We start from the raw sequence: 14403 nt of genomic DNA, 5'->3' as shown, positions 1-14403 counted from the left end.
CCATAACCGCTTCGCGGGATGGTGCGGGAGCCCGGCCTTCGACGAAGCAGTGGATCAGGTGCCGCACGCGATCGTGGCCATCCGCTCGCGTATCCGGTCGACGTCCGTGAAGCGCTTCGGCGTGCATGACATGGTGTCGGTGTACAACGACAGCGCGAACGCCGCGCTGAACGACGTGCATTCGACGATCGGCCGCGCGGTGATATCCTCGCGAAACGCCCGCGACCGACGGGCGGATACCGACTGCCCGCGCGCGGCCCGACGCCGCGTTGCGCGGCGTATCCGAGGGAGAGCCGAAGCATGAGCCGCAAATTCATCCTGAAGGGCGACACGACCGACCATGGCGGTGTCGTGCTCGACGGAATCGCCAATTCGTCGTTCGACGGCCGCGAACTCGCCTATCTCGGCGCGCCGGTGTTCTGCGCCGCATGCAAGACCCAGGGCGTGATCGTGTCCGACGGCGGCGAACGGACGATGACCGTGATGGGCAAGGTCGTCGCGCTCGAACACGACCTGTGCCAGTGCCTGTGCACGCCGCAGCCGAAACTGATCCCGTCGCAGGGGACGGGCACCATCTCGGGCTGAGGCCCGTCGTCAGACGCTGCCCTCGGTTTCGATCACGAGAATGCGCGCCTCGCCGAGCGGGTGCGCGACGTGTTCGGTGCCGATCGTCGCGTGGAATACGTCTCCCGTCTCGAGCACCGTCGCGTGCTCGACACCTGCTGCGCGGTAACGCATCTCGACACGGCCGTCGAGCACCGCGAAAACCTCCTCGCCGTCATTCACATGCCAACGGTATGGCCGATCGGTCCAGTGCAGGCGGACCGTGATGCCGTTCAGGTTCGCGATGTCCAGCGCCCCCCACGGGCGTTGCGCGGTGAATGCGGTGCTGCGGATGATGTTCATCGATAGGTCCGGTCCGTCAATGCGAATGCTGCGGAGTCGGGCAGGCTGCGTGACTGTGCGGCCCGCCCGCCCTTCGGTTTTCGTGTGCTTGTCTTCAGCGGGACATCGCGCGCAACGCCGCGTCGATCGTCTGCCTGCGCTTCTCCAGCCCTGCCGCCGAGCGCTCGGTCACGCGCTTCAGCACCGACGCCGGTGCCGTATCCGGCGAGCCCGCATCGAACGGCGGCGCGGGCGCGTATTCGAGCGCCAGCTGGATCGACTGCGCCTCTTCGTCGCCGACGAGTTCGGCGGCGATCGTCAACGCGAAGTCGATGCCGGCCGTCACGCCGCCGCCGGTGATCAGGTTGCCGTCGCGCACCACGCGCTCGCGCACGGGCACCGCACCCAGCGGGGCGAGCAGCGAATGAAATGCCCAGTGCGTCGTCGCGCGGCGGCCGCGCAGCAGGCCGGCCACGCCGAGCAGCAGCGCCCCCGTGCAGACCGACGTCACGTAGCGCGCGGCCGCCGCGCGCTGCTGCACGAACGCGATCGTTTCGGCATCGAGCAGCAGGTCGTTGATGCCGATCCCGCCGGGCACGCAGATCACGTCGAGCGGCGGGCAATCGCCGAACGTGCAGGTCGGCGCGAGCGCGAGGCCGCTGCTCGACGTGACGGTGTCGCGCGATTTCCAGATCAGATGGACGGTCGCGTCGGGCAACGACGCGAGCACGTCGTGCGGGCCGGTGAGATCGAGTTGCTGGACGCCGGGAAACACGAGAAGGCCGATATGCAGGGTCATGCGAACGCTCCGAAGGGAAGGGGATGCGCCACGGCCGGCGCACGATGGACAGATCGATTCTAGGCGCGTAGTGTTTGGCGAAATTGCCATATCACCCACGTTTTCAGCCAATCGCCATGCCTGCCGCTCCGCGCTCGATCATCGTCCTCGCGTTCCCCCGTGCGCAGTTGCTCGACGTGACCGGGCCGCTGCAGGTGTTCGCATCCGTCAACGAACTCGCGCAGGAGCGCGGGCAGCCCGTGCCGTATGCGCCGCGTGTCGTCGCCGCGGAGGCGGGGCCGATCGAGACGTCCTCGGGCCTCGTGGTGATGGCCGATTCGCTGCGCTCGGCCGGGCGGCCCGATACGGTGATCGTGGCCGGCGGCAAGGGCGTGCACGCCGCTTCGCGGGACGCGCGGACGGTGCGCTGGGTCCGGCAGCAGGCGCAGCGCGCGAGACGTGTCGCATCGGTCTGCACCGGCGCGTTCCTGCTCGCCGAGGCGGGCCTGCTCGACGGGCGGCGCGCGGTCACGCACTGGGCGCGCTGCGACGAATTCGCGGCGCGCTATCCGAACGTTCGCGTCGAGCCCGATCCGATCTTCATCCGCGAAGGCGCGCTGTGGACGTCGGCCGGCGTGACGGCCGGCATCGACCTCGCGCTCGCGCTGGTCGAGGAGGATCTCGGGCGCGCGATCGCGCTCGACGCCGCGCGCGAGCTCGTCGTGTTCCTGAAGCGGCCGGGCGGGCAGGCGCAGTTCAGCGCGATGTTGTCGATGCAACGTACCGACGACCGCTTCGGCGAACTCCATGCGTGGATCGCAGAGCACCTGACGGCCGACCTGTCGGTGCCGGCGCTTGCCGAGCGCGTCAGCATGAGCGAGCGCAGCTTCGTGCGTCACTACCGCGCGGGTACCGGCCGCACGCCCGCGCGCGCGGTCGAGCAGATTCGCGTCGAGGCCGCGCAGCGTCTGCTCGGCGAAACCGCGTGGCCCGTCAAGCGGATCGCCACGCGGTGCGGTTTCGGCTCGGAAGAGACGCTGCGGCGCAGTTTCGTTCGCGTGCTCGGCGTGTCGCCGCAGGGCTATCGCGAACGGTTCGTGCGGTAACGTGCCGGTGAGCGGTGAGCGCGTCGCGCATGGCGACCGGGGATGGAGCCGTCGCGTCTGGAACTGCACGGATCCGGGTCACTTTCCAGTCCGAAATGCTGCGACTATTCAGAAGTGGAAAACAATAGGCGGGGGCTTGTGCCGCGCGGGTTGCGCGCTCTATTCTGTTCCGTTGGCGATTCGAAGGGGGCGCAGCATGGACCGCATTCAGGCAATGGAAGTTTTCACCCGCGTGGTCGACGCGAACAGCTTCACGCGCGCGGCCGACACGCTCGCGATGCCGCGCGCGTCGGTGACGACCATCATCCAGAATCTCGAGGCGCTGCTCGGCGTGCGTCTGATGCACCGGACGACGCGCCGGCTGTCGCTGACGCCGGAGGGCGCCGCGTATTACGAGCATTGCATGAAGATCATCTCGGAGATCGCGGAAGCCGACGCGAGTTTCCAGACCGGCAACCGCAAGCCGAGCGGCGTGCTGCGCGTCCATATGCCGAGTTCGCTCGGGCGGCGCGTCGTGTTGCCGGCGCTGTCGATCTTCCGGCAGCGCTATCCGGACATCACGCTCGATCTCGGCTTGTCGGACCGTTACGTGGATCCGGTCGAGGAGGGCATCGACTGCATGATCCGGGTCGGGCCGCTCGAGGATTCGTCGATGGTCGCGCGGCGGATCGGGATGCTCAAGCGCGTGACCTGCGCGTCGCCCGACTATCTCGCGCGCCACGGCGAGCCCCAGGAGATCGCCGACCTGGCCGATCATCATGCGGTGAATTTCCGCGCGAGCCACGGTGCACGGGCGATTCCCTGGGTGTTCATGATCGAGGGCAAGCCGGTCGAGGTGCGGATGAACGGCAGTGTCACCGTCAACGATTCGGATGCGTACGTGACGTGCGGGCTCGAAGGGTTCGGGATGATCCAGCCGACGCTGTTCATGGTGCTGCCGCACCTGCGCGACGGCTCGCTGGTCGAGGTGCTGCCCGACTGCAATCCGAAGCCCAAGCCGATCTCGATCGTGTATCCGCACAACCGGCATTTGTCGCAGAAGGTGCGCGTGTTCGCGGACTGGATCGCGGAGCTGTTCGAGTCGACGCCGGCGCTGGAGGGCGGGGAGAACTGGCGGGGGAAGGTGCGGGCGGGGGTGCCCGATGCGCAGCGCGGGGCGGTGGTGGCGTAACGCGCAGGACGCGCACGCCTGACGGACAAAGGCGGTGCGCGAATCCGCGCCCGCCCGGATGAAGCAATGAAAAAAGCCGCTGATCCTTTCGGAACAGCGGCTTTTCGCATTTGGTGGCGAATCAGGGACTCGAACCCCGGACCTGCGGATTATGATTCCGTCGCTCTAACCGACTGAGCTAATTCGCCGAAGACTTGAATTATGTAGATGTACCGCCGGGCTGTCAACACCTTTTTTCACTTTCCTGAAAAAAGATGCCGGCACCGGTGGCGGGCGGGGTGCTGCCCGCCATCCGGCCTCAATCCTGCGCGTAGATGTTCGAGTTCTTCGTGTCCTTGACGAACAGCAGACCGATCACGAACGTGACCAGCGCAATCACGATCGGATACCAGAGCCCCGAATAGATGTCGCCCTTCGCCGCGACGATCGCGAACGCGGTCGCCGGCAGGAAGCCGCCGAACCAGCCGTTGCCGATGTGATACGGCAGCGACATCGACGTGTAGCGGATACGCGTCGGGAACATCTCGACCAGCATCGCCGCGATCGGGCCGTAGACCATCGTCACGTAGATCACGAGGATCGTCAGGATCACGATCGTCATCGGCCAGTTGAGCTGCGACGGGTCGGCCTTCGCCGGGTAGCCGGCCGCCTTCAGCGTCGACGCGAGCGTCTTGTCGAATGCCGCGCCCTGCGCCTTCGCATCGGCCGCCTTGCCGTCGAACGCAGGGATCACCGTATCGCCGACCTTGATCTGCGCGGTCGCGCCAGCCGGCGCCGCGACGTTCTCGTAGTTCAGACCGGCCTTCGCGAGCGCACTCTTCACGATGTCGCAGGAGCTCGTGAACTTCGACGTGCCCACCGGGTTGAACTGGAACGAGCAGGTGGCCGGATCGGCGAGGACCGTGATCGGCGCCTTCTGCGTCGCGAGTTCGAGCTGCGGGTTCGCGTAGTGCGTGAGCGCCTTGAACAGCGGGAAGTAGGTAAGCGCCGCGATCAGGCAGCCCGCGAGGATGATCGGCTTGCGGCCGATCTTGTCCGACAGCGACCCGAAGAACAGGAAGAACGGCGTGCCGATCAGGAGCGCGATCGCGATCAGGATGTTCGCGCTGGCGCCGTCGACCTTCAGCGTCTGCGTGAGGAAGAACAGTGCGTAGAACTGGCCCGTGTACCACACGACGGCCTGGCCGGCGGTCAGGCCGACGAGCGCGAGGATCACGATCTTCAGGTTCTTCCACTGGCCGAATGCTTCGGTCAGCGGCGCCTTCGACGTCTTGCCTTCCGCCTTGATGCGCAGGAACACCGGCGATTCGTTCAGCTGCAACCGGATCCACACCGACACCGCGAGCAGCAGGATCGACGCGACGAACGGCACGCGCCAGCCCCAGTTGCCGAACGCTTCCTCGCCGATGAACGTGCGCACGCCGAGGATCACGAGCAGCGACAGGAACAGGCCGAGCGTCGCGGTCGTCTGGATCCATGCCGTATAGAAGCCGCGACGGTTCGCCGGCGCATGTTCGGCGACGTAGGTCGCCGCGCCGCCGTACTCGCCGCCGAGCGCGAGGCCCTGCAGCAGCCGCATCGCGATGAAGATCACGGGCGCCGCGATACCGATCGATGTGTAGCCGGGCAGGAAGCCGACCACGAAGGTCGAGATGCCCATGATCACGATCGTCACGAGGAACGTGTGCTTGCGGCCGACGAGGTCGCCGAGCCGGCCGAACACGATCGCGCCGAACGGACGCACGGCGAAGCCTGCCGCGAAGCCGAGCAGCGTGAAGATGAATGCGGCGGTCGGATTGACCCCGGAGAAGAAGCTCTTGCTGATGTAGGCCGCGAGTGATCCGGCCAGATAAAAGTCGTACCACTCGAACACGGTGCCGAGCGACGACGCGAAGATCACCTTCTTCTCTTCGCCCGTCATCGGCGAGTGCGAAATTTGCTCGCCTAACGTTGCCATGAATCGTCTCCAAGTCCCTTGATATAGATATGCGGCCGCCTTGGGTGGGCGGGCCTGTCGACGATTATTGGCACGGAAACTTACGGCGCACTGACTCGCGGGCACAAAACGACTGCGCGTTAACCCGCGCCGAATCGGTCGTTTCGCGTTTCGATCGTGTCGCGATCGGGTGGTAAAGCGCCGGTTTCGATGCGGTCGCGGGGTGGTAAGGACTCGCGCGTATCAGGATTGATCCGGCGCGGTGTCCGACAGCGGCAGGCTGATGCGCACGAGCGTGCCGGCGAGGCGCGGTGCGCTTTGGTATACATGATCGTCGAGCGTCAGCGTGCCGCCGTGCTGGGCGGCGATCTCGCGCACGATCGCGAGTCCGAGGCCGCTGCCGTCGCCTTCGCGGCCGAGGATCCGGTAGAAACGTTCGACCACGCGGTCGCGTTCCGCTGCCGGGATGCCGGGCCCGGTGTCCTCGACTTCGAGATGCACGCGCCGCGCCGCACGCTCGGCCCGCACGCGCACGGTGATGCGGCCGCCTTCGGGCGTGTAGCGGATGGCGTTGTCGACCAGGTTGCCGAGCATCTCGCGCAGCATCACGGGATTGCCGTCGACCTCGAGCGGCGCATCGTCCTCCGGGCCTTCGTAGCCGAGGTCCATGCGCTTCGCGAGCGCGGCCTGCACCCAGTCGCGCACCGTGCGGCGTGCAAGCGCGGCGATCTCGACCGGCTCGAACGTCAGCCCGCTCGCGCGGTTCTCGGCGCGCGCGAGCGCGAGCAGTTGCGTGACGAGCCGCGCGGCCTGCTCGGAACTCGTCGCGATCTGTTCGAGCGAACGCTGCACGTCGGGCGGCACGGGGTGGCGCAACGCGAATTCGGCCTGCGTGCGCAGCCCCGCGAGCGGCGTCTTCATCTGGTGCGCGGCGTCGGCGATGAAGCGTTTCTGCAGCGCCATGTTCTGTTCGAGGCGCGCGAGCAGGTCGTTGAACGACGTGACGAGCGGCTCGATCTCGGGCGGTGCGCGCTGCGCCTCGACGGGCGACAGGTCGTCGGGCCGCCGTGCGCGGATGTGCGCCTGCAACGCGTTGAGCGGCGCGAGCCCGCGCGACAGCCCGAACCAGACGAGCAGGATCGCGAGCGGCAGGATCACGAACTGCGGCAGGATCACGCCCTTGATGATGTCGTTCGCGAGCGCGTTGCGCTTGTCGAGCGTCTCGCCGACCTGCACGAGCACGGGCTGCGTGCCGTTCGACTCGGGCAGCGCGACGGTCGTATATGCGACGCGCACGTCGTTGCCGCGCAGCAGGTCGTCGCGGAACACGACGACGCCCGGCGGCGGGCGGTCCTCGTCGCGCGGCAGCGGCATGTCGGCCTCGCCCGCGACCAGCTCGCCGCGCGTGCCGAGCACCTGGAAGTACACGCTGTCGACGTTGTCCGCGCGCAGGAAGTCGCGCGTCTGCTGCGGCAGCGTCAGCTCGGCGACGCCGTTGACCGGATGGATCTGCCGCGCGAGCACGTACGCGTTGGTCTCGAGCGCGCGGTCGAACGGGCCGTTCGCGATCGTCTTCGCGACGAGATAGGTGACGGCGATGCTCATCGGCCACAGCAGCAGGAGCGGCGCGAGCATCCAGTCGAGGATTTCGCCGAACAGCGAGCGCGGCCGCGCGGCCTCGGGCGTGTCGGTTTCGTCGGGCGGCGCGAACGGGTTCTCGTAGCGCGCGTCGCGCGCGGCGTCGGCGGCGGACGGTTGATCGCCGGTCGGATGGCGGGAGTGGGCCGGCGTGGCCATCGCGGCGACGGCCGGGCTCAGCGCAGCGGCGTGCCGGCCGCCGCGGACTGGGGCGCGGGCGAGTCGGCCGGCGCCGCGGGCGCGACTTTCTCGAGGCAGTAGCCGAGGCCGCGCACGGTGGAAATCCGCACGCCGCTCGGCTCGATCTTCTTGCGCAGCCGGTGGACGTACACTTCGATCGCGTTGTTGCTGACTTCCTCGCCCCATTCGCACAGATGGTCGACGAGCTGCTCCTTCGACACGAGCCGGCCGATGCGCTGCAGCAGCACTTCGAGCAGCCCGAGCTCGCGCGCGGACAGATCGAGCACGCGGTCGTTCGCATATGCGATGCGGCCGACCTGGTCGAACGCGAGCGAGCCGTGGCGCACGACGGTCGGGCCGCCGCCCGCGCCGCGCCGGGTCAGCGCGCGCACGCGCGCCTCGAGCTCGTTGAGCGCGAACGGCTTGGCCATGTAGTCGTCCGCACCGAGGTCGAGCCCCTTCACGCGCTCGTCGACGCTGTCGGCGGCGGTCAGGATCAGCACGGGGAGATTGGAATTGCGCGCGCGCAAGCGCTTCAGCACGTCGAGCCCGGACATCTTGGGCAGCCCGAGATCGAGGATCAGCAGGTCGAAGGACTGCATCGACAGCGCGGTATCGGCCTCGACGCCGCTCTTCACGTGGTCGACGGCATAGCCCGATTGGCGGAGTGACCGGGTGAGGCCGTCCGCGAGTATGCTGTCGTCTTCGGCGATGAGAATTCGCATGTTGCTGACCGATGGCCGGCGGGGCGTTCGCGCCGGCGCGGCTGTCTCCGAAGTTATCCGTGTACAACGCAGCCTGCATTGCGGGCTTGCATAAAACACTGTTTTTTTATACAGTGTCTGCATTCGTGGGCAGCGCTTGAAAGCGGGCGCGCCTCTGACAGACGCTGCTCATCATAGCAAAGGACGATTCATGGAAGATAGCAAGAAGGGCTCCGGGATGACCGCCGAGAAGAGCAAGGCGCTGGCGGCCGCACTCGCGCAGATCGAGAAGCAGTTCGGCAAGGGATCGATCATGCGGATGGGCGACGGCGAAGCGGCCGAAGACATCCAGGTCGTCTCCACGGGCTCGCTGGGTCTCGATATCGCGCTCGGCGTCGGCGGCCTGCCGCGCGGCCGCGTGGTCGAGATCTACGGTCCGGAATCGTCCGGTAAAACCACGCTCACGCTGCAGGTCATCGCCGAACTGCAGAAGCTGGGCGGCACGGCAGCCTTCATCGACGCCGAGCACGCGCTCGACGTTCAATATGCGGCGAAGCTCGGCGTGAACGTGCCGGAGCTGCTGATCTCGCAGCCGGACACCGGCGAGCAGGCGCTCGAAATCACCGACGCGCTGGTGCGCTCGGGTTCGATCGACATGATCGTCATCGACTCGGTCGCGGCGCTCGTGCCGAAGGCCGAAATCGAAGGCGAAATGGGCGATTCGCTGCCGGGCCTGCAGGCTCGCCTGATGTCGCAGGCACTGCGCAAGCTGACGGGCACGATCAAGCGCACGAACTGCCTCGTGATCTTCATCAACCAGATCCGGATGAAGATCGGCGTGATGTTCGGCAACCCGGAAACCACGACGGGCGGCAACGCGCTCAAGTTCTACTCGTCGGTGCGTCTGGATATTCGCCGCATCGGTTCGATCAAGAAGAACGACGAGGTGATCGGCAACGAAACCCGCGTGAAGGTCGTCAAGAACAAGGTGTCGCCGCCGTTCCGCGAAGCGATCTTCGACATCCTGTACGGCGAAGGCATTTCGCGTCAGGGCGAGATCATCGATCTCGGCGTGCAGGCGAAAATCGTCGACAAGGCAGGCGCCTGGTACAGCTACAACGGCGAGAAGATCGGCCAGGGCAAGGACAACGCGCGTGAATTCCTGCGCGAGAATCCGGAAATCGCGCGCGAGATCGAAAACCGCATTCGCGAATCGCTCGGCGTTGCCGCCATGCCGGATGGTGCAGGGCTCGACGAAGCCGAGGCGATGGACGAAGAAGAGTGATGGTCGGGCGCCGAGGTCAGGCTGGCGAACCGGAACCGAGCGACGCGCCCGATACGGCGGGTCGCTCCGGCCGGCAAGCCGAATCCTCGGGGGCCAACCGGCGGAGCGCGGGCAGTCGTGCCGCGACCCGCACCGCGACGAGGGCATCCGAGGATGCCCTCGTTTCGTTTGAGATGACCGCGCCGGTCGATCCGTTCGACCACGACGAATCGTTCGACGCGCACGATCGGTCGCGCCGTCGCGTGTCCGGTGTCAGCTTTCCGGGCGAGCACGCGGCCGATGCGTCTGCGTCGGTCAAGGAAGATGTGTATACCCGCAGTAGCCAGCATCCGCGTCGCACGCGCCGTGCGTCCGGCGGTTCCGCCGGCACTGCTTCAGGTGACGCATCCGGTGCCGCCGAGCGCAAGTCGTCGAAACCGCCGCGTTCGCTGAAGGGCCGCGCGCTCGGCTATTTGTCTAGGCGCGAGTACAGCCGGGCCGAACTCGCGCGCAAGCTCGCACCGTACGTCGGTGAGGACGAATCCGTCGAGCCGGTGCTCGATGCACTGGAAAAGGAGGGCTGGCTGTCCGACGCGCGCTTTGCCGAGAGTCTCGTGCATCGCCGCGCATCGCGCGTCGGCGTCGCGCGCATCGTCAGCGAGCTGAAGCGTCATGCGGTCGGCGACAGTCTCGTCGAGGAAGTGAATGCGCAATTGCGCGAGACCGAGTGGGCACGCGCGCAGGCCGTCTGGCGCAAGAAATTCGGTGCACTGCCGCAAACGCCCGCCGAGCGCGCGAAGCAGGCGCGCTTCCTTGCAGCGCGCGGCTTCTCGAGCTCGACCATCGTGAAGTTGCTGAAGGTCGGCGACGATTTCCCGATCGACGACTGACCGGTTCGGTCACGCGCGCTGCGCGCGATTTTGCTGCAATGCAACCGTTTCCGGACAGGCGGGAATACCCGCCGTCGCGGCCGGATGCCTCAAATACCCAATATGCTAAAATCCACGGGTTTTCCTCTTCGGCCTCAACCTCCAGCATGCCGCTATCCGAGCCCGTGCCCCGTCAGTTGCGACATCGACGCGCAATCCGAGCGGAAGCCTACGAGCGCGGCGACGGCTTGTGGGACATCGAAGCCTGCCTGACCGACCACAAGCCGCGCGATGTCGCGCTTGCGTCGGGCATCCGGCCCCAAGGCCTGCCGATCCACGAACTCTGGCTGCGCGTGACTATCGATCGTGACCTCAATGTCGTCGACGCCGAAGCGTCTTCGGAGTGGGTTCCCTATCCCGGTCACTGTCAATCCGCCCCTCCCGCCTACCGGGCCCTCATCGGGCTCAATCTCTTCCGCAATTTCCGCCGCAACGCGAACCGGCTGCTCGCCGGCGTCGCCGGCTGTTCCCATCTCACCGAACTGTGCGCCGTGCTGCCGACGGCAGCGATCCAGGCGTTCGCCGGTGACGTATGGAACGTGCGCGAGGAGGGAGGCGAAGGGCCGGACCATGACGGCGAGCACGCCGAACCGCCTTTCCAGCTCGGCCGCTGCCGGGCATTGCGGTTCGACGGCGAGGTCGTGCGGCAGTACTACCCGCGCTGGTATGGCACGAACCGGCCGGACTTGCCCGGTGAGGGCAGCACGAAGGAATGAACGGAAATCATTCGAAGAAGCGTCTTAAGCGACATTTCATCCAACTCTCAGACTGAAGGGAATCACGCATGAAGATTCACGAGTACCAGGGTAAGGAAATCCTGCGGAAATTCGGAGTCGCGGTACCGCGCGGCAAGCCGGCGTTCTCGGTTGAAGAGGCCGTCAAGGTGGCAGAAGAGCTGGGCGGCCCGGTTTGGGTCGTCAAGGCTCAGATTCACGCGGGCGGCCGTGGCAAGGGCGGCGGCGTGAAGGTGGCGAAGTCGATCGAGCAGGTCCGCGAATACGCGAACCAGATCCTCGGCATGCAGCTCGTCACGCACCAGACCGGTCCGGAAGGCCAGAAGGTCAACCGTCTGATGATCGAAGAAGGCGCCGACATCAAGCAGGAACTGTACGTCAGCCTCGTCGTTGATCGCGTGTCGCAAAAGATCGTTCTGATGGGTTCGAGCGAAGGCGGCATGGACATCGAAGAAGTTGCCGAAAAGCACCCGGAACTGATCCACAAGGTCATCGTCGAGCCGTCGACGGGCCTGCTCGACGCGCAGGCCGACGACCTCGCCGCGAAGATCGGCGTGCCGGCTGCTTCGATTCCGCAAGCGCGCGCCATCCTGCAGGGCCTGTACAAGGCATTCTGGGAAACCGACGCGTCGCTGGCTGAAATCAACCCGCTGAACGTCTCCGGCGACGGCAAGGTCATCGCACTCGACGCGAAGTTCAACTTCGACTCGAACGCGCTGTTCCGCCACCCGGAAATCGTCGCGTATCGCGACCTGGACGAAGAAGATCCGGCTGAAATCGAAGCGTCGAAGTTCGACCTCGCGTACATCTCGCTCGACGGCAACATCGGCTGTCTCGTGAACGGCGCAGGCCTCGCGATGGCGACGATGGACACGATCAAGCTGTTCGGCGGCGAGCCGGCGAACTTCCTGGACGTCGGCGGTGGCGCGACGACCGAGAAGGTCACCGAAGCGTTCAAGCTGATGCTGAAGAACCCGGACCTGAAGGCGATCCTCGTGAACATCTTCGGCGGCATCATGCGCTGCGACGTGATCGCGGAAGGCGTGATCGCCGGTTCGAAGGCCGTGAACCTGAACGTGCCGCTCGTCGTGCGCATGAAGGGCACGAACGAGGACCTCGGCAAGAAGATGCTGGCCGATTCGGGCCTGCCGATCATCTCGGCGGACAGCATGGAAGAGGCTGCGCAGAAGGTCGTCGCGGCTGCCGAAGGCAAGTAACGCTATCGAATACGCATGGCGGCGCGGCAGATACGCGACGCCAATCGAACAGAGGTCAAAATACATGTCGATTCTGATCAACAAGGACACGAAGGTCATCACGCAGGGCATTACCGGCAAAACCGGTCAGTTCCATACGCGCGCCTGCCGTGAATATGCAAACGGCCGCGAAGCATTCGTCGCGGGCGTGAACCCGAAGAAGGCCGGCGAAGACTTCGAAGGCATTCCGATCTACGCGAGCGTCAAGGAAGCGAAGGCAGAAACCGGCGCGACCGTGTCGGTCATCTACGTTCCGCCGGCAGGCGCGGCCGCTGCGATCTGGGAAGCGGTCGAAGCCGACCTGGATCTCGCGATCTGCATCACGGAAGGCATTCCCGTGCGCGACATGATCGAAGTGAAGGACCGCATGCGTCGCGAAGGCCGCAAGACGCTGCTGCTCGGGCCGAACTGCCCTGGCACGATCACGCCGGACGAACTGAAGATCGGCATCATGCCGGGTCACATCCACCGCAAGGGCCGCATCGGCGTCGTGTCGCGTTCGGGCACGCTGACGTATGAAGCGGTTGCTCAGCTGACGGCACTGGGCCTCGGCCAGTCGTCGGCAGTCGGTATCGGCGGCGACCCGATCAACGGTCTGAAGCACATCGACGTGATGAAGATGTTCAACGACGATCCGGATACGGACGCGGTCGTGATGATCGGCGAAATCGGCGGTCCGGACGAAGCCAACGCCGCTCAGTGGATCAAGGACAACATGAAGAAGCCGGTCGTCGGCTTCATCGCTGGCGTCACGGCGCCTCCGGGCAAGCGCATGGGCCACGCCGGCGCGCTGATCTCGGGCGGTGCGGATACGGCCGAAGCGAAGCTGGAAATCATGGAAGCGTGCGGCATCACCGTCACGCGCAACCCGTCGGAAATGGGCCGCCTGCTGAAGAAGGCGCTGTAATTTCCGCGTGGTTCGTCCTGCAAAAAACGCCGGCCTTGCCGGCGTTTTTTTGTTATGCTCGCGCAATGAATTTGTAAGCCCCGGGCATGCACGATGCATGGCCCGGCGTTCACCCGGCGCGCCTGTCCGCCAGCCGTTGCCCCGCACCCGATACCGCTCATGCTTGAATTCCTGACGTCGCTCCACTGGGGCGCCGTGTTTCAGATCGTCATCATCGACATCCTCCTCGGCGGCGACAACGCCGTCGTGATCGCGCTCGCGTGCCGCAACCTGCCGGCCAACCAGCGGCTGCGCGGCGTCGTGTGGGGCACCGCCGGCGCGATCCTGCTGCGCGTCGCGCTGATCGCGTTCGCGGTCGTGCTGCTCGACGTGCCGTTCCTGAAGTTCGGCGGCGGCCTGCTGTTGTTGTGGATCGGGGTCAAGCTGATGGCACCCGACGCCGACGCGCACGACAACGTGAAGCCGGCCGACCGGCTGTGGGACGCGGTGAAGACGATCGTGATCGCCGACGCCGTGATGAGCCTCGACAACGTGATCGCGATCGCCGGCGCGGCCGAGCAGGCCGATCCGTCGCACCGGCTGGCACTGGTGATCTTCGGGCTCGTCGTCAGCGTGCCGATCATCGTGTGGGGCAGCACGCTGGTGCTGAAGCTGCTCGATCGGTTTCCGATCGTCGTGGCGCTTGGCGCCGGGCTGCTGGGCTGGATCGCCGGCGGGCTGATGGTGCACGACCCGGTCGGCGACCGCTGGCCGGTGCTCGATACGCCGGCGGCGATCTACGGCGCGAGCATCGCGGGCGCGCTGTTCGTCGTCGTCGCCGGTTTTACGCTCCGGCGCCGGCGCAGCGCCGCGCACGCGCATTGACGTTAGCCGTCCGGCCGACTGCCGGGGCCGCGGCCCGCTGGCTACGATCGA

General features: G+C 66.3%; 15 protein-coding genes and 1 tRNA gene. 10 read left to right on the top strand and 6 right to left on the bottom strand.

Annotation, left to right across the window (positions count from 1 at the left end):
* Positions 1–49 precede the first annotated feature (49 nt).
* Both ACV22W_RS19615 and ACV22W_RS19610 read left to right on the top strand, forming a co-directional pair.
* Entirely contained in the window at positions 50–304 is a 255-nt protein-coding gene (locus ACV22W_RS19615) for a hypothetical protein (RefSeq protein WP_448021124.1), read from the top strand.
* Complete coding sequence (locus tag ACV22W_RS19610) at positions 301–585, top strand: PAAR domain-containing protein (RefSeq protein ID WP_011657840.1); 285 nt, start codon at positions 301–303, stop codon at positions 583–585. The genes ACV22W_RS19615 and ACV22W_RS19610 overlap by 4 nt, the downstream gene beginning before the upstream one ends.
* Positions 586–594: 9 nt before the next feature.
* Here ACV22W_RS19610 and ACV22W_RS19605 read toward each other — a convergent pair whose 3' ends face one another.
* Both ACV22W_RS19605 and ACV22W_RS19600 read right to left on the bottom strand, forming a co-directional pair.
* Entirely contained in the window at positions 595–906 is a 312-nt protein-coding gene (locus tag ACV22W_RS19605; RefSeq protein WP_448021122.1) for a cupin, read from the bottom strand.
* 94 nt (positions 907–1000) lie between these two features.
* Positions 1001–1684: a DJ-1/PfpI family protein gene (locus ACV22W_RS19600; protein WP_448021120.1), complete on the bottom strand. Its 684-nt coding sequence runs from the start codon at positions 1682–1684 to the stop codon at positions 1001–1003.
* A gap of 116 nt (positions 1685–1800) precedes the next feature.
* Between ACV22W_RS19600 and ACV22W_RS19595 the strand changes: the two genes are divergently transcribed.
* On the top strand, positions 1801–2769 hold the full coding sequence (locus ACV22W_RS19595) for a GlxA family transcriptional regulator (RefSeq protein ID WP_059528054.1): 969 nt from the start codon (positions 1801–1803) through the stop codon (positions 2767–2769).
* Between the two features lie 196 nt (positions 2770–2965).
* A complete protein-coding gene (locus ACV22W_RS19590; RefSeq protein ID WP_448021119.1) occupies positions 2966–3940 on the top strand; it encodes a LysR family transcriptional regulator in 975 nt (324 codons plus the stop codon).
* Between the two features lie 111 nt (positions 3941–4051).
* On the opposite strand, the gene ACV22W_RS19585 is transcribed toward ACV22W_RS19590, so the two are convergent.
* From ACV22W_RS19585 to ACV22W_RS19570, 4 genes are all read right to left on the bottom strand, one after another.
* Positions 4052–4128: transfer RNA gene (locus ACV22W_RS19585), tRNA-Met, on the bottom strand.
* Between the two features lie 110 nt (positions 4129–4238).
* The gene (locus ACV22W_RS19580; RefSeq protein WP_448021118.1) at positions 4239–5897 is read right to left on the bottom strand and encodes an MFS transporter; all 1659 of its coding nucleotides are present in this window, start codon (positions 5895–5897) and stop codon (positions 4239–4241) included.
* 222 nt (positions 5898–6119) lie between these two features.
* The gene (locus ACV22W_RS19575) at positions 6120–7673 is read right to left on the bottom strand and encodes a sensor histidine kinase (RefSeq protein WP_059690627.1); all 1554 of its coding nucleotides are present in this window, start codon (positions 7671–7673) and stop codon (positions 6120–6122) included.
* Between the two features lie 17 nt (positions 7674–7690).
* Positions 7691–8419, bottom strand: coding sequence for a response regulator transcription factor (locus ACV22W_RS19570; RefSeq protein ID WP_059528042.1), 729 nt, complete (start codon positions 8417–8419; stop codon positions 7691–7693).
* Between the two features lie 190 nt (positions 8420–8609).
* Between ACV22W_RS19570 and recA the strand changes: the two genes are divergently transcribed.
* The 6 genes from recA (at position 8610) to ACV22W_RS19540 (ending at position 14352) form a co-directional block, all read left to right on the top strand.
* Positions 8610–9683 (top strand): recombinase RecA, encoded by a 1074-nt coding sequence (gene recA, locus ACV22W_RS19565; protein WP_059465716.1) that lies wholly within the window; start codon positions 8610–8612, stop codon positions 9681–9683.
* Positions 9683–10552, top strand: a complete 870-nt coding sequence (gene recX, locus ACV22W_RS19560; protein WP_448021117.1) for a recombination regulator RecX — start codon at positions 9683–9685, stop codon at positions 10550–10552. Before recA ends, recX begins: the two co-directional genes overlap by 1 nt.
* Positions 10553–10698: 146 nt before the next feature.
* Complete coding sequence (locus ACV22W_RS19555) at positions 10699–11307, top strand: DUF2889 domain-containing protein (protein WP_059528036.1); 609 nt, start codon at positions 10699–10701, stop codon at positions 11305–11307.
* Between the two features lie 68 nt (positions 11308–11375).
* Positions 11376–12542: an ADP-forming succinate--CoA ligase subunit beta gene (sucC, locus tag ACV22W_RS19550; RefSeq protein WP_059528034.1), complete on the top strand. Its 1167-nt coding sequence runs from the start codon at positions 11376–11378 to the stop codon at positions 12540–12542.
* 64 nt (positions 12543–12606) lie between these two features.
* Positions 12607–13488, top strand: coding sequence for a succinate--CoA ligase subunit alpha (sucD, locus tag ACV22W_RS19545; protein ID WP_010090788.1), 882 nt, complete (start codon positions 12607–12609; stop codon positions 13486–13488).
* 159 nt (positions 13489–13647) lie between these two features.
* Positions 13648–14352 carry a TerC family protein gene (locus ACV22W_RS19540; protein ID WP_448021116.1) on the top strand — a complete coding sequence of 235 codons (705 nt, stop codon included), beginning with the start codon at positions 13648–13650 and terminating at the stop codon, positions 14350–14352.
* The last annotated feature ends 51 nt before the right edge of the window (positions 14353–14403 follow it).

It is taken from the genome of Burkholderia sp. AW49-1, assembly GCF_053427845.1.
The sequence above is the reverse complement of the archived record's forward strand: the minus strand, read 5'-3'. Positions and strand labels throughout refer to the sequence as shown.

Bases quoted from the DNA above. Each gene is read 5' to 3' on its own strand.
- ACV22W_RS19610 (WP_011657840.1), top strand. From the start codon at position 301: ATGAGCCGCAAATTCATCCTGAAGGGCGACACGACCGACCATGGCGGT.
- ACV22W_RS19605 (WP_448021122.1), bottom strand. From the start codon at position 906: ATGAACATCATCCGCAGCACCGCATTCACCGCGCAACGCCCGTGGGGG.
- ACV22W_RS19600 (WP_448021120.1), bottom strand. From the start codon at position 1,684: ATGACCCTGCATATCGGCCTTCTCGTGTTTCCCGGCGTCCAGCAACTC.
- ACV22W_RS19595 (WP_059528054.1), top strand. From the start codon at position 1,801: ATGCCTGCCGCTCCGCGCTCGATCATCGTCCTCGCGTTCCCCCGTGCG.
- ACV22W_RS19590 (WP_448021119.1), top strand. From the start codon at position 2,966: ATGGACCGCATTCAGGCAATGGAAGTTTTCACCCGCGTGGTCGACGCG.
- ACV22W_RS19580 (WP_448021118.1), bottom strand. From the start codon at position 5,897: ATGGCAACGTTAGGCGAGCAAATTTCGCACTCGCCGATGACGGGCGAA.
- ACV22W_RS19575 (WP_059690627.1), bottom strand. From the start codon at position 7,673: ATGGCCACGCCGGCCCACTCCCGCCATCCGACCGGCGATCAACCGTCC.
- ACV22W_RS19570 (WP_059528042.1), bottom strand. From the start codon at position 8,419: ATGCGAATTCTCATCGCCGAAGACGACAGCATACTCGCGGACGGCCTC.
- recA (WP_059465716.1), top strand. From the start codon at position 8,610: ATGGAAGATAGCAAGAAGGGCTCCGGGATGACCGCCGAGAAGAGCAAG.
- recX (WP_448021117.1), top strand. From the start codon at position 9,683: ATGGTCGGGCGCCGAGGTCAGGCTGGCGAACCGGAACCGAGCGACGCG.
- ACV22W_RS19555 (WP_059528036.1), top strand. From the start codon at position 10,699: ATGCCGCTATCCGAGCCCGTGCCCCGTCAGTTGCGACATCGACGCGCA.
- sucC (WP_059528034.1), top strand. From the start codon at position 11,376: ATGAAGATTCACGAGTACCAGGGTAAGGAAATCCTGCGGAAATTCGGA.
- sucD (WP_010090788.1), top strand. From the start codon at position 12,607: ATGTCGATTCTGATCAACAAGGACACGAAGGTCATCACGCAGGGCATT.
- ACV22W_RS19540 (WP_448021116.1), top strand. From the start codon at position 13,648: ATGCTTGAATTCCTGACGTCGCTCCACTGGGGCGCCGTGTTTCAGATC.